Annotated in this window: 16 protein-coding genes and 2 tRNA genes; 14 read left to right on the forward strand and 4 right to left on the reverse strand. The window is 66.6% G+C overall.

Annotation, left to right across the window (positions count from 1 at the left end; genetic code table 11):
• The first annotated feature begins 80 nt into the window (after nucleotides 1-80).
• Genes EXE63_RS24950 through EXE63_RS24960 form a run of 3 tightly spaced genes read left to right on the forward strand, consistent with a single transcriptional unit; the run spans nucleotide 81 to nucleotide 2,874 of the window.
• Complete coding sequence (locus tag EXE63_RS24950) at nucleotides 81-1,475, forward strand: purine-cytosine permease family protein (RefSeq protein WP_168144144.1); 1,395 nt, start codon at nucleotides 81-83, stop codon at nucleotides 1,473-1,475.
• A gap of 11 nt (nucleotides 1,476-1,486) precedes the next feature.
• Entirely contained in the window at nucleotides 1,487-1,918 is a 432-nt protein-coding gene (locus tag EXE63_RS24955) for a nucleoside deaminase (RefSeq protein WP_168145760.1), read from the forward strand.
• On the forward strand, nucleotides 1,915-2,874 hold the full coding sequence (locus tag EXE63_RS24960; protein WP_168144145.1) for an isopenicillin N synthase family dioxygenase: 960 nt from the start codon (nucleotides 1,915-1,917) through the stop codon (nucleotides 2,872-2,874). The genes EXE63_RS24955 and EXE63_RS24960 overlap by 4 nt, the downstream gene beginning before the upstream one ends.
• A gap of 1 nt (nucleotide 2,875) precedes the next feature.
• Here EXE63_RS24960 and EXE63_RS24965 read toward each other — a convergent pair whose 3' ends face one another.
• Complete coding sequence (locus EXE63_RS24965) at nucleotides 2,876-3,652, reverse strand: SDR family NAD(P)-dependent oxidoreductase (RefSeq protein WP_168144146.1); 777 nt, start codon at nucleotides 3,650-3,652, stop codon at nucleotides 2,876-2,878.
• Nucleotides 3,653-3,758: 106 nt separating this feature from the next.
• On the opposite strand from EXE63_RS24965, the gene EXE63_RS24970 reads away from it, so the two are divergent.
• From EXE63_RS24970 to EXE63_RS24980, 3 genes are all read left to right on the forward strand, one after another.
• Nucleotides 3,759-4,403, forward strand: a complete 645-nt coding sequence (locus EXE63_RS24970; protein WP_234904259.1) for a TetR/AcrR family transcriptional regulator — start codon at nucleotides 3,759-3,761, stop codon at nucleotides 4,401-4,403.
• A 69-nt stretch (nucleotides 4,404-4,472) separates the two neighbouring features.
• The gene (locus EXE63_RS24975; protein WP_168144147.1) at nucleotides 4,473-5,957 is read left to right on the forward strand and encodes an aldehyde dehydrogenase family protein; all 1,485 of its coding nucleotides are present in this window, start codon (nucleotides 4,473-4,475) and stop codon (nucleotides 5,955-5,957) included.
• Nucleotides 5,958-5,997: 40 nt separating this feature from the next.
• A complete protein-coding gene (locus tag EXE63_RS24980; protein WP_168144148.1) occupies nucleotides 5,998-6,918 on the forward strand; it encodes a TIGR03619 family F420-dependent LLM class oxidoreductase in 921 nt (306 codons plus the stop codon).
• Nucleotides 6,919-6,928: 10 nt separating this feature from the next.
• Here the strand turns inward: EXE63_RS24980 and EXE63_RS24985 are convergent, their stop codons facing one another.
• Entirely contained in the window at nucleotides 6,929-7,669 is a 741-nt protein-coding gene (locus EXE63_RS24985; protein ID WP_168144149.1) for an SDR family oxidoreductase, read from the reverse strand.
• Between the two features lie 86 nt (nucleotides 7,670-7,755).
• On the opposite strand from EXE63_RS24985, the gene EXE63_RS24990 reads away from it, so the two are divergent.
• The 6 genes from EXE63_RS24990 to EXE63_RS25015 all read left to right on the forward strand — a co-directional run bounded on the left by EXE63_RS24990 (nucleotide 7,756) and on the right by EXE63_RS25015 (nucleotide 13,338).
• Nucleotides 7,756-8,340, forward strand: coding sequence for a TetR/AcrR family transcriptional regulator (locus tag EXE63_RS24990; protein WP_168144150.1), 585 nt, complete (start codon nucleotides 7,756-7,758; stop codon nucleotides 8,338-8,340).
• A 250-nt stretch (nucleotides 8,341-8,590) separates the two neighbouring features.
• Complete coding sequence (locus EXE63_RS24995; RefSeq protein WP_234904260.1) at nucleotides 8,591-8,866, forward strand: PIN domain-containing protein; 276 nt, start codon at nucleotides 8,591-8,593, stop codon at nucleotides 8,864-8,866.
• Between the two features lie 214 nt (nucleotides 8,867-9,080).
• On the forward strand, nucleotides 9,081-10,175 hold the full coding sequence (locus EXE63_RS25000; protein ID WP_168144151.1) for an aldo/keto reductase: 1,095 nt from the start codon (nucleotides 9,081-9,083) through the stop codon (nucleotides 10,173-10,175).
• A 151-nt stretch (nucleotides 10,176-10,326) separates the two neighbouring features.
• Nucleotides 10,327-10,806 carry a ribose-5-phosphate isomerase gene (locus tag EXE63_RS25005; RefSeq protein WP_168144152.1) on the forward strand — a complete coding sequence of 160 codons (480 nt, stop codon included), beginning with the start codon at nucleotides 10,327-10,329 and terminating at the stop codon, nucleotides 10,804-10,806.
• 2 nt (nucleotides 10,807-10,808) lie between these two features.
• A complete protein-coding gene (locus EXE63_RS25010; RefSeq protein ID WP_168144153.1) occupies nucleotides 10,809-11,603 on the forward strand; it encodes an Fpg/Nei family DNA glycosylase in 795 nt (264 codons plus the stop codon).
• 43 nt (nucleotides 11,604-11,646) lie between these two features.
• Nucleotides 11,647-13,338 carry a cation:proton antiporter gene (locus tag EXE63_RS25015; RefSeq protein WP_168144154.1) on the forward strand — a complete coding sequence of 564 codons (1,692 nt, stop codon included), beginning with the start codon at nucleotides 11,647-11,649 and terminating at the stop codon, nucleotides 13,336-13,338.
• A 10-nt stretch (nucleotides 13,339-13,348) separates the two neighbouring features.
• Here the strand turns inward: EXE63_RS25015 and EXE63_RS25020 are convergent, their stop codons facing one another.
• Nucleotides 13,349-14,167, reverse strand: coding sequence for a DUF1542 domain-containing protein (locus EXE63_RS25020; RefSeq protein WP_168144155.1), 819 nt, complete (start codon nucleotides 14,165-14,167; stop codon nucleotides 13,349-13,351).
• A gap of 184 nt (nucleotides 14,168-14,351) precedes the next feature.
• On the opposite strand from EXE63_RS25020, the gene EXE63_RS25025 reads away from it, so the two are divergent.
• The gene (locus EXE63_RS25025) at nucleotides 14,352-16,130 is read left to right on the forward strand and encodes a cellulase family glycosylhydrolase (protein ID WP_168144156.1); all 1,779 of its coding nucleotides are present in this window, start codon (nucleotides 14,352-14,354) and stop codon (nucleotides 16,128-16,130) included.
• 79 nt (nucleotides 16,131-16,209) lie between these two features.
• Here the strand turns inward: EXE63_RS25025 and EXE63_RS25030 are convergent.
• Nucleotides 16,210-16,280 (reverse strand) — tRNA-Gly (locus EXE63_RS25030).
• Nucleotides 16,281-16,409: 129 nt separating this feature from the next.
• Here EXE63_RS25030 and EXE63_RS25035 point away from each other — a divergent pair.
• A tRNA-Pro gene (locus EXE63_RS25035) sits at nucleotides 16,410-16,483 on the forward strand.
• The last annotated feature ends 9 nt before the right edge of the window (nucleotides 16,484-16,492 follow it).

Consider the following 16,492-nt stretch of genomic DNA (forward strand, 5'->3'; position numbering starts at 1 on the left):
AGTACGACGACTGAATCCGAAGGTGTGACATTGGGTCGTTCCGGTTGCAAGCATGTGCCGCGCGCGTCAAAGTGCTCAGAATGACAGCGGCTGAACCCAGCACCGACGGCACCTACCGGGACCGCCTCGTCGCGGTCGAACCGGGTGGCAACGAGTTCATCGCCGAGGCCGACCGCCACGGTCGCCCGAGTCAACTGTTGTGGACCTGGGCGTCTCCCAACCTGGAGTTCGCCACCATCTTCCTGGGCGTGCTCGCCGTCTCGTACTTCGGCATGAGTTTCTGGCAGGCCGCGGCCGGCATCATCGTCGGTGCGGGCCTGGGCGCCGTGGCGCATTACTTCCTGTCCGCGCGTGGGCCGCAACTCGGTGTCCCGCAGATGGTGATCGGCCGGTTGCCGTTCGGTTTCAAGGGCAACGCGGTGCCCTCGGTGCTGATGGCGGTGACCGCCGGTGTCGGCTGGTTCGCCACCAACAGTGTCAGCGGCGCGTTCGCGCTCTCGACGTTGTTCGGAATCGGCCCGCTGCTGGCCCTTGTCCTGGTGGTCGTCGTGCAGACCGCGCTGGCCTTCTTCGGGCACAACCTGGTGCAGGCCTTCGAGCGCTGGGCGTTCCCGGTGCTCGCGGTGATTTTCGCGATCACCTCGGTGGTCATCTTGACCCAGGCCGATCTGGGCGCACCCGCCGTCGACGGCGGTGTCGGCGGGCTGGGCGGCTTCCTGCTGACGGTGGGCACCACCTTCGGCTATGTCGCCGGATGGGCGCCGTACGCCGCCGATTTCAGCCGCTACCTGCCGGCCACGGTCTCCCCGGTGCGCACCGGTTTGTTCGCCGCCGCGGGCCTGTTCTCGGCGTGCACCATCCTGGCGATCGTCGGCGCTGCCTCGGTCACCATCGTCACCGCGGCCACCGACAATCCGACGGACGCGTTCACCAGTTCACTGCCGGCCTGGCTGGCCGCGGCCACCCTGCTGGCCATCACCGTCGGCGCCATCGCCGCCAACGCGATCAATGTGTATTCGGCCGGGATGGCCTTCGTCACCACCGGGATCACGCTGCCCGCGCACATCGCGCGGGCGCTGGCCACGGTGTTCTTCGGCGTGGCCGGGTTCCTGGTCGCCTGGTGGGCGCTGGCCGATGCCGCGACCAGCTACAAGAGCTTCCTGTTCGTGATCGCCTACTGGGTCGGCCCGTGGCTGGGTGTCGTGTTCGCCGATCAGTACCTGCGCCGCGGGCATCGGGTGGACGGATTTCTCTATGACCGCAACTACTCCAACTGGCCGGGGCTACTGTCGTTCCTGATCGGTCTGGTGGTGTCGGTGCTGCTGTTCTGCAACCAGGAGTTGTTCGTGGGATTCGTGGTCCGCGCGGTGCCCGAGCTGGGCGATATCGGCTTCTTCGTCGGGTTCGTCCTCGCGGCGGGCAGCTATCTGGTGTTGTGCCGGTCCAAAATCCAAGCGGAACAGGTGGCTTTGTGAGTCCTGAGGACATGCTCGACGTCGCCGTCGGGGAGGCTCGAAAAGGGTTGGCCGAAGGTGGGATTCCGATCGGCGCGGCGCTGTTCACCGCCGACGGTGTGCTGCTGGGCAGCGGGCACAACCGGCGCGTGCAGAATGACGATCCGTCCGTGCACGGCGAGACCGACGCGTTCCGCAACGCCGGGCGCCAGCGCGACTACCGGTCGACGGTGATGGTGACGACACTGTCGCCGTGCTGGTACTGCAGCGGGCTGGTGCGCCAGTTCAACATCGGTGCCGTCGTCATCGGGGAGGCCAAGACGTTCTCCGGTGGGCATGACTGGCTGGCCGAGAACGGGGTGCAGGTCACGCTGCTCGAGGATCAGCGCTGCGTGACGATGATGGAGGAGTTCATCGCCGAGCACCCGGAACTGTGGAACGAGGATATCGGGGTGGCCGAATGAGTGCCATTGCCACGGTGGACATCTCACGCTGGTACGCCGGTGGCGATGACGCCGACGCGCTGGCGGCCGAGGTCGACGAGGGATTGCAGCGGGCCGGGTTCATCGTGGTCACCGGCCACGGTGTCGACGCCGGACTGGCCGCGCGGGTGCGCGCGGCCAGCCGGGAGTTCTTCGCGCTGCCCGACGAGGTCAAGCACCGCTATTCGGTGCCGGTCGGCGGACATGGCTGGATCGGCCCTGGCGCGGAAGCCAACGCCTACGCCGAGGGCACCGAAACCCCGCCCGATCTGAAGGAGAGCTTCAGCCTGGGTGCCGAAACACGCACCGGGGACCCGGAGGTGGACCGAATTTGGTTCGCGCCCAACGTCTGGCCTGCCGAGGTGGCGCACCTGCAGAGCCTGGTCGACGAGTACACCACGGCCATGCGTCGACTCTCCGATGACCTGCTCGCGCTGTTCGCCCGGGCGCTGGGGCTGTCGGACAACCCGTTCGTGGCGTTGGCGAGCAGGCCCACCTGGACGATGAACATCAACCACTACCCGCCGGTGAGCGTGGTCGGTGAGCCCGAGCCGGGGCAGTTCCGGATCGGCCCGCACACCGACTTCGGTACCGTCACCGTGCTGGATCGTGAGCCGGGAGCCGGTGGCCTACAGGTGTATTCGGAGGCCGAAGGGTGGGAGGACGCGCCCTGGGAGCCCGGCGCGCTGACCGTCAACATCGGTGACCTGCTGGAATACTGGAGTGGGCGGCGCTGGCCGTCGGGGCGGCACCGGGTGTTGCCGCCGCAGCCGCACGCCCCCGAAGAGGATCTGGTCTCGCTGATCTACTTCTACGAGGCCAACCACGACGCGATCGTCACACCGCTGGAGCCGCCGATCGGCCGGGTGTCCGGGCTGGCTTCGGTGACCTCGGCCGATTTCATCAAGGAACGCCTGGACGCCATCACCGTGTCCTGACTCACTGGGCGAACGAGAAGCCGCCGTTGACCGGGATGGTCTGGCCGGTGATCCAGGCGCCGTGATCGCTTGCCAGCATCGCCGCGAGCGGAGCGACGTCCTGGGGCAGGCCGGGGCGGCGTACGACATAGTTCCGCAGGATCGACGAGGCCTGCGGCGAATCGGGCTCGGCCCAGAGCGATTCGGTGGCGGGTGTGCGCATGGTGCCGAGCGCGACGTTGTTGGCGGTGATCCCGTATCGGCCGTGTTCGAGCGCGACGGACCGCGTGAATCCTGCTGCCCCGGCCTTGGACGCGGCATACACGGCAGAGCTGGGATCGCCGACCCGGCCGGCATCTGAGACGATCGTGATGACGCGCCCCCATCGGGCGGCGATCATGTCCGGCAGGACGGCACGCGTGCAGTAGAGCACTCCGTAGAGATTCACGCGCAGGTAAGGCTCCCAGTCCTGCGGTGCCGATTCGGCGAATCGTCCGCGGGTACCGAACCCGTGCGCTCCGGCATTGCCGGCATTGTTCACCAGGATGTCGACCGAGTCTGTGGCTGCGAGGGCGGCGGTCACCGCGTCGTAGTCGGTGACGTCGAAGGGTGCCGGCTGCGCTGCCCAACCTGCGTCTCGCACATCGGCGACGACCGCATCGGCGAGGTCCGGCCGCAGATCGTTGACCAGAATTTCGGCGCCGGCCGACGCAAATGCAAGGGCCAGGCCGCGCCCGACCCCCTGGCCGGCGCCGGTGATCAGCGCGCGGCGTCCGGACAGATCGATGTGCAGGCTCATGGGCCGGTCTCCTCAGATCGCTGGACATTCCGGCACGACTCTACGATAGTAGAGAGATGTCGCGATGTGACCTGGCCCATATCTCTCGGGAGAGCGGTCGCTAGTCATGCCGATGAACGCCACCAGCCCGGAAGCGCCCCCGGGGAACCGGCGCAAACCCGACCCCGACTCGCGGCGTCGTGAAATATGCGACGCGGCAATCGAACTCTTGGCCGAGGACGGCGTGAAGGGGCTCAGTCACCTGAAGGTCGACCGCCGTCTTGCCCTGCCCGACGGCACGACGTCGTTTTACTTCCGGACCCGGTCTGCACTGGTGCACGCGCTGGCCCAGCGCGTCGCCGAGCGGGATCTGTCCGAACTCACCGCGGCGACCGAATTTCAGGCGAATGCGGCACCCGGCCCGTCCGGACTGGCCAGGCTGGTGATGGCGGCGGCGACGGGCGAGCCGTTCGCGAGGACGAAGGCCCGGTACGAGCTCATGCTGCAAGCCAACCGCGATCCTGATCTGGCCGCTGTTGTGCACAGCAATTCCGACCGCTTCCTGGGTTTGATCCGCGACTTCGTCGAGCGGATGAACCCCCAGGGCGCTGCCATCCCGCGGATGGTGCTCGACCAGCAGGCCTATGTGCTGACCCAACTGATCAGCGGCATCATGCTGGCGTTCACCGCCGGCGACGGCACCATCACCGACGCCGGGGAACTCGACCGCATCATGGCCGCTGTCGTCGCGGGGATCGCCGGCGCGCACTGATACCTCGGCGACGCCATACAGAAGTCCGAAACCGGCTGCGGTCGGTCCTTATTCAAGGAGTGATGATCGATGGGCGATACGACGCTGGAGACCGGAGTGCTGGCCGGTGACGGTCGGATGCTGATCGGCGGTGAACTTCAGGGCACGGCGAGCGGCGCCGTGTTCGACGTGGTTCACCCGGCGAATGAGCAGGTGGTCGGTCAGGCCGTGGACGGAACGGTCGACGATATGGCCCGCGCGGTCGAAGCGGCCCGGCGTGCCTTCGATGGCACCGATTGGTCGCGCGATGTCGAATTCCGCCATCACTGCCTGTCGCAGTTGCATGCCGCGCTGGAGAACAACACCGAACGTCTGCGCCGGATCTTGGTCACCGAGGTGGGGTGCCCGGTGACGGTGACCGGTTCGCAGATCGAGAGCCCCATCGAGGAGGTCAGGCATTGGGCAGCGTACGGTCGCGACTTCGACTACGTGGTACACACCGGACTGCATGACACCCCGATGGGACCCGCACGCCGCCAATTGCACTACGAGCCAGTGGGGGTGGTCGGTGCCATCACGCCGTGGAATGTGCCGTTCTACCTGAACATCGCCGAGACGATGCCGGCGTTGATGGCCGGAAACACCGTCGTTCTCAAGCCGGCTCAACTCACACCGTGGTCGGGTACCGAGCTGGGACGCATCGTTGCCGAGGAGACCGATATTCCTGCCGGGGTGTTCAATGTGGTGTCCTCGAACGCCAACGACGTCGGTGCCGCGTTGTCGGCCGACCCCTGCGTGGACATGATCACCTTCACCGGATCGACCGCCACCGGGCGGGCAGTCCTGGCCGCCGGTGCACCCACGGTGAAGAAGACCTTGCTGGAACTCGGCGGCAAGTCCGCTCACGTTGTGCTCGAAGATGCCGATTTCACTTCGGCGCTGCCCATCGCCGCGATGATGGCGTGTGTGATGTCCGGGCAGTCGTGTGTGCTGCCCAGCCGGATACTGCTGCCGCGCAGCCGCTACGACGAGGGCCTGGAAATTCTGAAGGTCTCGATGGAGAACTTTCCTATCGGAGATCCCTGGACGCCGGGGATCATGCAGGGCCCCCAGATCAGCGAGCAGCAACGGCAGAAGGTGCTCGAACTGATCAGAAGCGGGATCGAGTCAGGTGCGCGGCTGATCACCGGTGGGGGCATCCCGGAGAACCTGCCGGTGGGTTACTACACCGAGCCGACGTTGCTCGCCGATGTCGACCCCGATTCGCGAGTGGCCCAGGAAGAGATCTTCGGCCCGGTGCTGACCGTCACACCCTACGACACCGAGGACGAGGCGATCGAGATCGCCAACAACACGATCTACGGCCTGTCCGGTGAGGTGTCCAGCGCCGACGTGGACCGGGCATTGGCCGTCGCCAAGCGGATTCGCACCGGCAATGTGTCGATCAACGCCAAGAGTCACTTCGGCATCAACAGCCCGTTCGGCGGCACCGGGCAGTCTGGCCTCGGCTACCGCAACGGAGCCGAAGGCTACCGAGAGTACCTGTCGATCAAGACGATCGGACTCCCCGAATGAGCGTGCCGACCGCGAACCGCATAGCCGAGGTGAATGCCGCGTGAAGTTCGCCTTCGGGTTGCCGCACACGCTGCGGATCAAGGCGATGGTGCAGCCGTGGGAGGCGGGCGTCACCGGCGCGGACCAAACCCGGATGGTCAAGCTGGCCGACGACCTGGGCTATGACATGGTCGCCGTCCCAGAGCATTTCGTCATCCCGCGCGACCACGTGGAGGTGTCCGGGCCGCACTACTTCCACGCGGCGTCGGCGCAGGCCTATATCGCGGGAGCCACCGAGCGCATCGTGGTGAACTCATGCATCACCATCCTGCCGCTGCAGAATCCGATCGTCCTCGGCAAGGCCCTGGCCACCGCCGACTGGTTGAGCAGTGGCCGAATGATGATGTCGGTCGGAGTCGGGTGGCTGGAGGAGGAATTCCAGGCCGTCGGCGTTCCGTTCCGGGAACGGGGCCGGATCTGCGACGAGTATCTGGCCGCGATGATCGAGTTGTGGACGAGCGACACCCCGGAGTTCGAGGGCAAGTACGTCTCCTTTCGCGATATCGCGTTCGAGCCCAAACCCGTTCGGCGGCCGCATATCCCGATATGGATCGGCGGCGATGTCGAGGCGTCGTTGAAGCGCGCAGCACGGTTCGGTTCGGGCTGGTGGCCCTTTCTGAGCGACCCCGACGACATTCCGGCCCGTCTCGACTACATCAAGTCGCAACCGACGTACGTCGACAAGCCCTTCGATGTGATGTTTCCGGTCAAGGTGCCGCCCATCAACGCGCGCCACGAAGCAATCGGCGATGCGGCGGACCGCCGGGTGATGAGCGCCGAGCAGATAGTCGACCGATTGGGCAGGTTGGCGGAACTGGGCGTCACGGTGAGCTCCGTGCCCCCGCAGGGAGTAGGCGATATCGAGGGCTACCTGGACTTCGCGCGCTGGGTGATCGAGGAGATCAAGCCACGGGTCGGTTGAGGAACGGTGCTCAGCCCTGGACCGTCGGCCGGATCGAGAGCTCACCGATCTCGACCTCCCAGGGCTGATCGATGACGTACTCGATTGCCCGTGCGATCGCGTCCGGCTCGATCCCGGATGTGCCCATCGTGGCGCCGATTTCGGCGCGGATGCCGGGGTCGGTGATGGAATCGACGAACTCGGTGCGCACCACACCCGGTGAGATCGCGGTGGTCTTCAGCGTCCCGTCGGTGGACTCCTGACGCAGGCCTTCCAACAGGGTGCGCACCGCGTTCTTGGTCGCCGCGTACACCGCCATGGTCGGCACGATCTTGATCCCCGCGGTCGAGACGATGGTGACGAAGTGGCCGCGCCCCTGGTCCTGGAAAACCGGTAGGGCGGCGTCGATACCGTGCAGCACCCCGCGCAGATTGACATCGATCATCGCGTCCCAATCTGCGCGGCGGCGCGCGGTCATCGGGGAGATCGGGCCGATCCCGGCACTGCTGACCAACACGTCCAGCCGTCCGTACTCGGATACCGCAGTCTCGACGAGCCGTTGCAGATCCTCGGCGCGGGTGACGTCGACCGTCACCACACTGGCCCGGCCCCCGGCCGCTCGGATCTCTCCGGCCAGCGTGTCCAGGCGGTCGGCGCGGCGCGCACCGAGGACGACGGCGGCCCCGCGGCCCGCGAGCCGGCGCGCCGCGGCCGCCCCGATCCCGCTGCTGGCGCCCGTTATCGCCACCACCTTGTCGACGATCGAATCCATCGTTAACCTCCTGAGTGATTACGGACAAACTGTCCGTTTCCATATAAGCGGACAGTTTGTCCGTTTTCAAGCTGAAGGGGTGGGTCATGTCCGAGCGCACCGATGCGGCACGCAGTCGCGCCGCGATCATCGAGGCCGCCCGGCAACTGATCACCGAGCCCGGAGAGCTCAAACTCAGCGCGGTCGCGCGGCGGGCCGGCGTCGGGCAGGCCACGCTTTACCGTCACTTCGCCACCCGTGACGAGCTCGTGCGCGCGCTCTATGACGGAGAAATCGATGAACTCGTCGCCCTCGCCCACGCGCTGCTCGATGAGCACCCGCCGCGTGAGGCGCTCGAACTGTGGTTCACCCAGCTCGCGGCCTACGCGCGGGTCAAGTTCGGGGTGATGGCCGCGGTCGAGGCCTCGATGTGGCAGGACCTCGGGGCACAGACGCTGGGCAAGCTGGGTGAGGCGCTCAACGCGTTGCTGGCTGCCGGTCGCGAGGCCGGCGTGCTGCGCGGTGATATCGACTCGCGCGATGTGATCCTGCTGTCCTGGTTCTTGGCCCACGTCGAGGATGACGAATGGGCCGAGCGCACCCCACGTCTGCTCGAGGTGTTGCTCGATGGCCTGGCGGCTCGCGGATCCGTTGTCTCAGAACTCGCCATGAAGGGACTGACTCCCGCCTAGGTTGCGACCGCCGACGACATCCCGGTGATTCGCGTCCCGGCAGGTACGGCACCGATCGCCCCCGACATGGTGCGTCGCGCGCTTGACGAAGGCTGACGCACCAGGAGTGCCATCCTGGTCGACGTGAACGCGCTGGTGGCGCTGGCGTGGGATTCCCATATCCACCACACAGTGATTCGGTCCTGGTTTCGCCGAGCGTGCGGCCGATGGATGGGCCACCTGCCCGGTCACCGAAAGTGGCTTCGTCCGAGTGTCCTCGAATCGAAGAGTCCTGTCCGCTCCGATCAGCGTGCCGCAAGCGCGTCAGGTCCTCGCTGCGTTGCGTGGTGTGGCTGGGCACCGCTTCGTCACAGGCGACGTGTCCTTTGCAGACGCCGATATCCTACAGGTCGCGGGCTACCGCCAGATCACCGATGCTCACCTGCTGGTGTTGGCCCGCCGCCACGGTCTTGCCGTGCTGACGTTCGATTCAGGCTTGGCAGCCATGTCGGGCCGGAACGACGTCGAGCTTCTCGGCATGCTGTAGCCGGACGTTCGGGGTGGCCGGTTTCCTGGTCGCCTGGTGGGCGTTGGCCGATGCCGCGACCAGCTACAAGAGTTTCCTGTTCGTGATTCCCGTCCGCACCCTCCGCATCCGCTGACCTGCCCGGATAGCGAGTCTCAAAAATGGACTTGCAAGTCCATTTTGGGTTCTGCACGCTGGCACTCGACGCTGAACCGGCATGCAAAGGGAGTGCGAAATGACAATTGATCGGTATCACCTCCTCGGACGGTCCGGGCTGCGTGTGAGCTCGCTGGCGCTTGGCACGATGAACTTCGGTACGAGTGGCTACCAGGCCGCCTACGGAAAGACGCTTGAGGAATCCAGGCCGATCCTTCGGCAGTATCTGGAAGCCGGAGGCAATTTCATCGACACCGCCGACTTCTACACCGAAGGAGAGAGCGAGACCATTTTGGGTGGGCTCCTCAACGAGTTCGGGGTGCGCGACAGCGTCGTGTTGACCACCAAGTTCACCAATGGAATGTTCCCCGGTGACCCCAATGGCGGTGGCAATGGCCGCAAGCACATGATCCGTGCTCTGGACGCGTCGCTGCGCAGGCTGCAGACCGATTATGTCGACCTCTATCTGCTGCACTCCTGGGACCGACTGACCCCGGTGGAGGAGGTCATGCAAACGTTCGACAGCCTGGTGCGGGCGGGCAAGATCCGGTACGCGGGGCTGTCGGACACCCCGGCCTGGTATGCGGCACAGGCGCAGACGTTCGCCGTCGCCAACAATCTCAGCCCGCTGATCAACATCCAGCTGCCGTACTCGCTGATCGAGCGCACCATCGAGACCGAACACGTCCCGATGGGCCAGCACCTCGGGCTCGGGGTCACCGCCTGGAGTCCGTTGGCGCAAGGTTTCCTCAGTGGCAAGTACCACGCCGAGGACAAGGGCGCAGTCGGCGGCGACGGCCGGTTGACGGGTGCGGGTGCGTCGATGGATCTGCGCGACCGAGATTGGGAGCTGCTCAAGCCACTGGCCCGGGTCTCCGCCGAGTTGGGGGTGTCGATGGCGCAGGTGGCGATCAACTGGGTGGCGACCCGACCCGGAGTTGCGGCGGCGATCGTGGGTGCGAGCAGCGCACAGCAGCTGGCGGCCACGATGGCTGCGCTGGACTTCGTCATACCCGGCGAACTACATGCGTTGTTGGACGCCGCCGGGGAGCCGACGCCGGAGTCGGTGTACAAGATGTTCACCCCGGGGTATCAGAATCTGATCGTCAGCCCGGGTGTGAAGGTCGGCGACAAGCCGGCGGGTTACCTTCCCGGCGTGCGCAATTGGGTGTGATCGCGACACATGATCCCGCGGGAGCGGACAGATCGGTCGTCGGCCGTCATTCAAGGAGCGGTTCGACAGCATCACGACGTAGTTCGGTGTAGGGCTGGACGTCGTGGTAGACGGTCTGGTGGCCACCGGCCGACACGTTAGGGTTACCGCCATGCGCGTCTACATCGGTGCCGACCACGCCGGATTCGAGTTCAAGAAGACCATCATCGAGCACCTCAAGAGCAACGGCCACGAGCCGATCGACTGCGGTGCCTACACCTACGACGCCGAGGACGACTACCCGGCGTTCTGCATCGACGCCGCGGTCAAGACCGTCGCCGATCCGGACAGCCTGGGCATCGTGCTCGGCGGATCCGGCAACGGCGAGCAGATCGCCGCGAACAAGGTGCCCGGCGCCCGATGTGCGCTGGCCTGGAGTGTGGAGACCGCACAGCTGGCCCGCCAGCACAACAAGGCGCAGCTGATGGGTCTCGGCGGTCGCATGCACACCGAGGAGGAGGCGCTCGCCATCGTCGACGCCTTCCTGTCCACCCCGTGGTCCGAGGCCGAACGCCACCAGCGCCGCATCGACATCCTGGCGGCCTACGAGGTCGACCACATCGCACCCCCGGTGCCCGGCGCGCCCGCCTAGACGTGCCCGAAGGGCATACCCTGCACCGGCTCGCCCGGCTGCATCAGAAGAGGTTCGGTCGTAAGCCGGTCATCGTGACCAGCCCGCAACAACGTTTCGCCGAGGGCGCGGACGCCGTGAGCGGTCGGGTGCTGCGCCGCGCCGATGCCTGGGGCAAGCATCTGTTCCACCACTACGACGGCGGCCACATCGTGCACGTGCACCTCGGGCTCTACGGCACCTTCACCGAGGCGCCGCTGCCGCTCGACGAGCCCGTCGGGCAGGTCCGGATGCGGATGATCGGCACCGAGTACGGCACCGACCTGCGGGGGCCGACGGTGTGCGAGGTGATCGACGCCGGCGCCGTCGATGACGTGGTGGCACGGTTGGGCCCCGACCCGCTGCGCCCGGATGCCGACCCGGCGCCGGCATGGAGGCGAATCGCCAAGTCCCGCAGGACCATCGGTGGGCTGCTGATGGATCAGAAGGTGATCGCCGGAGTCGGCAACGTGTACCGCAGTGAGTTGCTCTACCGCCACCACATCGACCCGTTCCGGCCCGGGACCGATATCTCCGCCGACGAGTTCGACGACATGTGGACCGATCTGGTGGCCCTGATGAAGGTCGGTGTGCGCCGCGGCAAGATCGTGGTGGTGCGCCCCGAGCACGACCGCGGCGCTCCGTCCTACCGGCCCGGCCGGCCGCGGACCTACGTCTACCGCCGGGCCGGTGACGCCTGCCGGGTGTGCGGCACGACGGTGCGCACCGCAGAACTGGAGGCGCGCAACGTGTTCTGGTGTTCCACCTGCCAGACCTGACGCGACGGCACCGTCACCCAGACCACCAGGGAGAATCCCCGGAGTGGAACTCATTCTCGTGGTCGTCGGAGCCATCGTGGTCACCGCCATCGCGCATCGGCGGGGGCTCGAACCCGCGCTGATCATCGTGGTGGTGGGCATCGCGGTCTCGTTCATGCCGGATTTCGAACCGCCGGAACTGGACTCGCACATCCTGCTGACGGTGGTGCTTCCGCCACTGCTGTATTCGGCGGCACTGAACTTTTCGTTCCCGACGTTCCTGCGCAATATCCGGCCCATCCTCGGCCTGGGCGTCGGACTGGTCGTGGTCAGCGCCTTCACCGTGGCGCTGGTGTCGTCCTGGCTGGTGGTGGTGCCGCTGACGTTCGCGACCGCCCTGGTGCTCGGCGCCATCGTGGCCCCGCCGGATGCGGTCACCGCCGTGGCCCTAGGCCGCAAACTGGGGCTGCCCAAGAAGGTGATGGCGATCCTGACGGGGGAGAGCCTGATCAACGACGCCGCCGCGCTGACCTTGTTCAGCGTCGCGGTGGCACAGGTGGCAGGCACTCACACCTTCTTCGACAACCCGTTCCTGCTGTTCACCTACAGCGCCCTGCTCGGGCCGGTGGTGGGCGGCGTCCTCGGCTACATCACGCTGTGGATCCGCAGGCGGCTGGCCAATCCGGGCCTGGAGACCGTGCAGGGTCTCGTGGTGCCGTTCGCGGCGTTCATCCTGGCCGAGGAGATGCACGCCTCGGGTGTGCTGGCAGTGGTCGTCGCCGGATTCGTCGTCGGCAACGGCACCCTGTCGGCGGGATACCAGACCCGGTTGCAGGAGCGCTACGTCTGGAACTCGGTGGACGTGCTGCTGGAGGCGTTCGTGTTCGCCTACATCGGGCTGCACCTGCGCTTTGTGCTCGACGATCTGCACGCCGCCCACGAATCGGTGGTGGAGGTCCTGATGGCCTCGGCGCTCGTGCTGCTGATTGTGTTGGTGATCCGGCCGCTGTCGGTGCTGCTGATGTTCGGTCGCGGTCAGCTGGCCCGCCACGTCGGGGCCCGCTGGAGCGTGCCGGCTCCCGATGGCGACGCGCGCGACGGGCGGGGGCGGGGGAGACCGCGCAGGGAGCCGGGGAAGTGGCGGTCCAAGATCGACCGCCGCTCACTGACCTGGCAGGAGAACGTGGTGGTCTCGTGGACCGGGATGCGCGGGGTGGTGACGCTGGCCGCCGCGGCCGCCATCCCGGTGACGACGGCGAGCGGGGAGCCGTTCCCGGAGCGGGCCACCATCCAGGCGATGGCGTTCGTGGTGGCCATCGGCACCCTGCTGATCCAGGGCTGGACGCTGCCGCTGCTGATCAAACGTCTGCAGTTGTCCCGGTTCAACGATGATCACGAGGCCGACCGGGCCGAGGAACTCAAGGCCGAAACGGTGGTCCACGACGCCGCCGATGAGGTGCTCGCGGAGTTCCGGGCCAATCCGCCGGCCGGGATCAATCCCCAGCTGGTCGCCGAGATCCGGGCCACCATCGCCCGGCACTCCCAGGATGCCGATGCGATGCCCGATCCGGAGGCACACACCAAACGCGCCGAGATCTTCTCCACTGTGTACCGCTCGGTGCTCGCGGCCCAGCGGGCCGCTCTGATCGCCGAACGCGATGAGGGCCGCATCGAGGATGAGGCGGTGCGCGCCATGCTGGAGCGCCTCGATCTGCAGGAGGCCGGTGTCAGCGCGCGGCTGGAGAGCCGGCTCTGATCGGGAAGGGTCAGAACCCGCCGAAATCTCCGCCGAAGTCGCCGCCACCGAAATCGCCGCCGCCGTCCCAACCGCCGGAATCCCAGCCGCCTTGGTCGCCGCCGCCGTCCCAGCCGGCCTGGTCGGCACCGCCGCCATCGCCGAGCTGGCCCTGGTCCATCCCGTCCTGGAACCCGTCGCCGTAGCCGTTTTCGAAGGCCTGGGCGTCATAGCCGACGCCGCTCATGCCGCTGAACATCGTGCTGAACAGCAGCGCCGATCCGATACCCCAGGCGCCCGCGACGAGCGCGGGCTTCCACCACGGTTCGGAGTACCAGCCCGCGGGGACCGGACGCCCGGCGACGCGCCCGCCGGGGTAATAGTTCGGGGTGCGCTCCGACGGGGACGGCGAGGCTTCGATCTGGCGACCCTCGAACTCGACGCGCCGATCCTCGGTGACATTGCCGGCGGTGCGTTGTCCGGCAAGGGATTCCAGCTCCGGTCCGGGGTCCATGCCCATCGCGACGCGGGCGGCGCGCACATAGTAGAGACCCTCGATGGCGCTCTCCTTGGCCAGCAGCGCCTGCTTGGCCGTGGTGGCCTGATCGATCTGCGAAGAGGCCGCGGTGTAGCGCTCGGAGGCATCGGCCATCGCCTGCTTGGAGGCGTCGTCGTTGCCGTTGAGGTTCAGCACCTGGCCGCCGAGCCGCTCGATCACGCGGCGGGCGTCGGCCTGTGCGTCGGCCAGCGACTCGGCCGACTTTCGGCCGTTCGCTTGAGAGGAGCTGTAGACGACGAATGCGATCGCCGCGATGACGAGGACGATGAGGATGAGCAAGACGCCGTTCATGGTCCCAGCGTACCGACAGGAATCGGCCCGGCCGTCTGTTGCGGGATGCGGTCGGTGCTCGCGGGAAACAACAAAATCACGCAAACCGGAGCCGACGCGCTGTTAGGTTTGGCACCCCGTCGATTCGACCCCGCGAGAGGGGCGCCCAATGCAAAGCCGGGTACGTGTGGCAAGACGGCTCGCAGTGATCGCCGTGAGTGCCGGGATGTCGATGGCGCTTGTCGGTGGTATCGGAGGTCCCGGCACCGAGTGGTCTGCGAGGGCGGCGAGGCACGCGGTGCTGCCGGTGGCGGCCATCGTGGAATCGCCGAGCACCATCGGTGTCGCGGAGGGGCATGACTTCTACCTGATGTCGGAGACCGATATCGAACGGACTCTGGACGCGATGCAGAGCCTCGGCGTCAAGAACGTCCGGATCGGGATCTTCTGGGCGGACGTCGAAGCCGAAGAAGGCGTCTTCAAATGGGAGAATATCGACCGGATGGTCGAAGCGGCCGACCGGCGGGGCATGGGCATCCTGGGCACCGTCCTGTACACACCGCCGTGGGCGGGTGCCGCTCAGCCGCCGGAGGAGACGGCGTGGATCAGCCACCCCGACCCGGTGAAGTTCGGGACCTTCGTCAGCGAGGTCGCCGAGAAATACTCGGGCAGGATCTCGGCCTACGAAATCTGGAACGAACCGACCGCCAACCTGTTCTGGGATCCGGTCGACCCCGCTGCCTACACCCGAATGCTGCAAGAGGGTTACGAGGCGATCAAGCTGGCCGACCCGTCCGCGGTGGTGATCGCCGGGTCGGTGGTGGCGGGCCCCACCCGCCCCGACGGTTCGACCATGAGCCCGGTGGACTTCTTGGCGGGAATGTACGACGCGGGCGCCCAGGGTTACTTCGACGCGTTCTCGTACCACCCGTATCTGTATTCCATGCCGTTCTCCGGTGGGCAGGGACAGCCCCATTTCGATTACCCGATCGAACAACTCGATCAACTGCGTGCGCTGATGATCGAAAAAGGCGACGGCGATATCAAGGTGTGGATCACCGAATATGGGCAACCGACAACCACTTTGGACGGCAATGTGGTCCTCACCCAGGAGCAGCAGGCGGCGTTCATCGAGGATCTTCTGCGCACCTGGCAGAACATCGACGGCGCAGGGCCGGTGTTCATCTACCAGACGCGGGACACCGAACCCGGCAGCTTGGATCCCGACAAGAACCTCGGCCTCTTCGACCACGACTGGCAGCCCAAGCTCGCCGCCGATGTCCTCGCCGACCTGATCAAAGAGCTGCGCCCGACGACGGCGCAGCCGGTGAACCCGCTGGCGGCCTTCTTCCAGCAGATCGTCCGGGCGGTCGGCCAGGCGGTCGCCTTCGTTCCGAAGCTGATCACGCAGGTCATCAAGGCGGTGGCGAACTTCGTCGGGTCGGTACTGGGTGTCGGCGCCGGTAAGAACGCGAGCTCGTCCGCAGTCACCCGGAGTGCGACATCTGAGATCAAAACGTCGGTGATGGAACGTGTTTCGCAGATGGATGAGGGTCGACGGGTGTCCGGCGCGAACACGTCCTCGCCCGCTGACGCCGCGGAGCGCGTGCGGCCGTTCGAGGTGCCAGGAGCGCAGCGGCCCGAAGAGCGGCCGGACGCCGAGCCGGCACGAGCCCGCGGCGGTGATCGAGACGACGTGTCCTTCGATGGCGGCGAGGAGGATATGGGCGAACAGGGGCCGACGGAGATCGCCGAGACGGCAGACTCGGATGTCGCTGGCGTGAGCGATGAACCCGACCGACTTTCCGCCGAGACGCCCTCGGAGGGTCGGAACGACGAGAAGGGTCTCGAAGCTGAGGCAGATTCGCAGGAATCCGCTACCGAGAGCGAACCCCCGGCAGCTGACAGGCCGGGGTCCCGCCCAGGGGTGACCATGCGGTCGGCGCCACGCTCGCACGTGTCCCCGGCGAAGGCACCCGCCTAGAGGTCATGCGAAGCGAATGACACGGGCCACGAAAAACGGCCCTACCAGCGTTTCCGCCGGTAGGGCCGTTTCTTTCGAGAGCGGGCGACGGGAATCGAACCCGCGTAGCTAGTTTGGAAGACTAGGGCTCTACCATTGAGCTACGCCCGCGTGCGGTGCATCGGAGACTGTACCGGCGAAGGCGCAATCAAATCCAATTGATTGCTCCACGACACGTGCCCGTAGTATCTCGCGTGGTCGGCGTGCGTGCGTGCCGACCAGGCAGGCACGGATTAGGCACGGGGTGTAGCGCAGCTTGGTAGCGCATCCGCTTTGGGAGCGGAAGGCCGCAGGTTCAAATCCTGTCACCCCGACCGCACGAC

Origin of the sequence: Mycolicibacterium frederiksbergense, from assembly GCF_012223425.1 — a bacterium.
Lineage (GTDB): Bacteria > Actinomycetota > Actinomycetes > Mycobacteriales > Mycobacteriaceae > Mycobacterium > Mycobacterium frederiksbergense.

Excerpts from the sequence above, each read along its gene's own strand:
- EXE63_RS24950 (WP_168144144.1), top strand. The coding sequence starts at position 81 with ATGACAGCGGCTGAACCCAGCACCGACGGCACCTACCGGGACCGCCTC.
- EXE63_RS24955 (WP_168145760.1), top strand. The coding sequence starts at position 1,487 with ATGCTCGACGTCGCCGTCGGGGAGGCTCGAAAAGGGTTGGCCGAAGGT.
- EXE63_RS24960 (WP_168144145.1), top strand. The coding sequence starts at position 1,915 with ATGAGTGCCATTGCCACGGTGGACATCTCACGCTGGTACGCCGGTGGC.
- EXE63_RS24965 (WP_168144146.1), bottom strand. The coding sequence starts at position 3,652 with ATGAGCCTGCACATCGATCTGTCCGGACGCCGCGCGCTGATCACCGGC.
- EXE63_RS24970 (WP_234904259.1), top strand. The coding sequence starts at position 3,759 with ATGCCGATGAACGCCACCAGCCCGGAAGCGCCCCCGGGGAACCGGCGC.
- EXE63_RS24975 (WP_168144147.1), top strand. The coding sequence starts at position 4,473 with ATGGGCGATACGACGCTGGAGACCGGAGTGCTGGCCGGTGACGGTCGG.
- EXE63_RS24985 (WP_168144149.1), bottom strand. The coding sequence starts at position 7,669 with ATGGATTCGATCGTCGACAAGGTGGTGGCGATAACGGGCGCCAGCAGC.
- EXE63_RS24990 (WP_168144150.1), top strand. The coding sequence starts at position 7,756 with ATGTCCGAGCGCACCGATGCGGCACGCAGTCGCGCCGCGATCATCGAG.
- EXE63_RS25000 (WP_168144151.1), top strand. The coding sequence starts at position 9,081 with ATGACAATTGATCGGTATCACCTCCTCGGACGGTCCGGGCTGCGTGTG.
- EXE63_RS25005 (WP_168144152.1), top strand. The coding sequence starts at position 10,327 with ATGCGCGTCTACATCGGTGCCGACCACGCCGGATTCGAGTTCAAGAAG.
- EXE63_RS25020 (WP_168144155.1), bottom strand. The coding sequence starts at position 14,167 with ATGAACGGCGTCTTGCTCATCCTCATCGTCCTCGTCATCGCGGCGATC.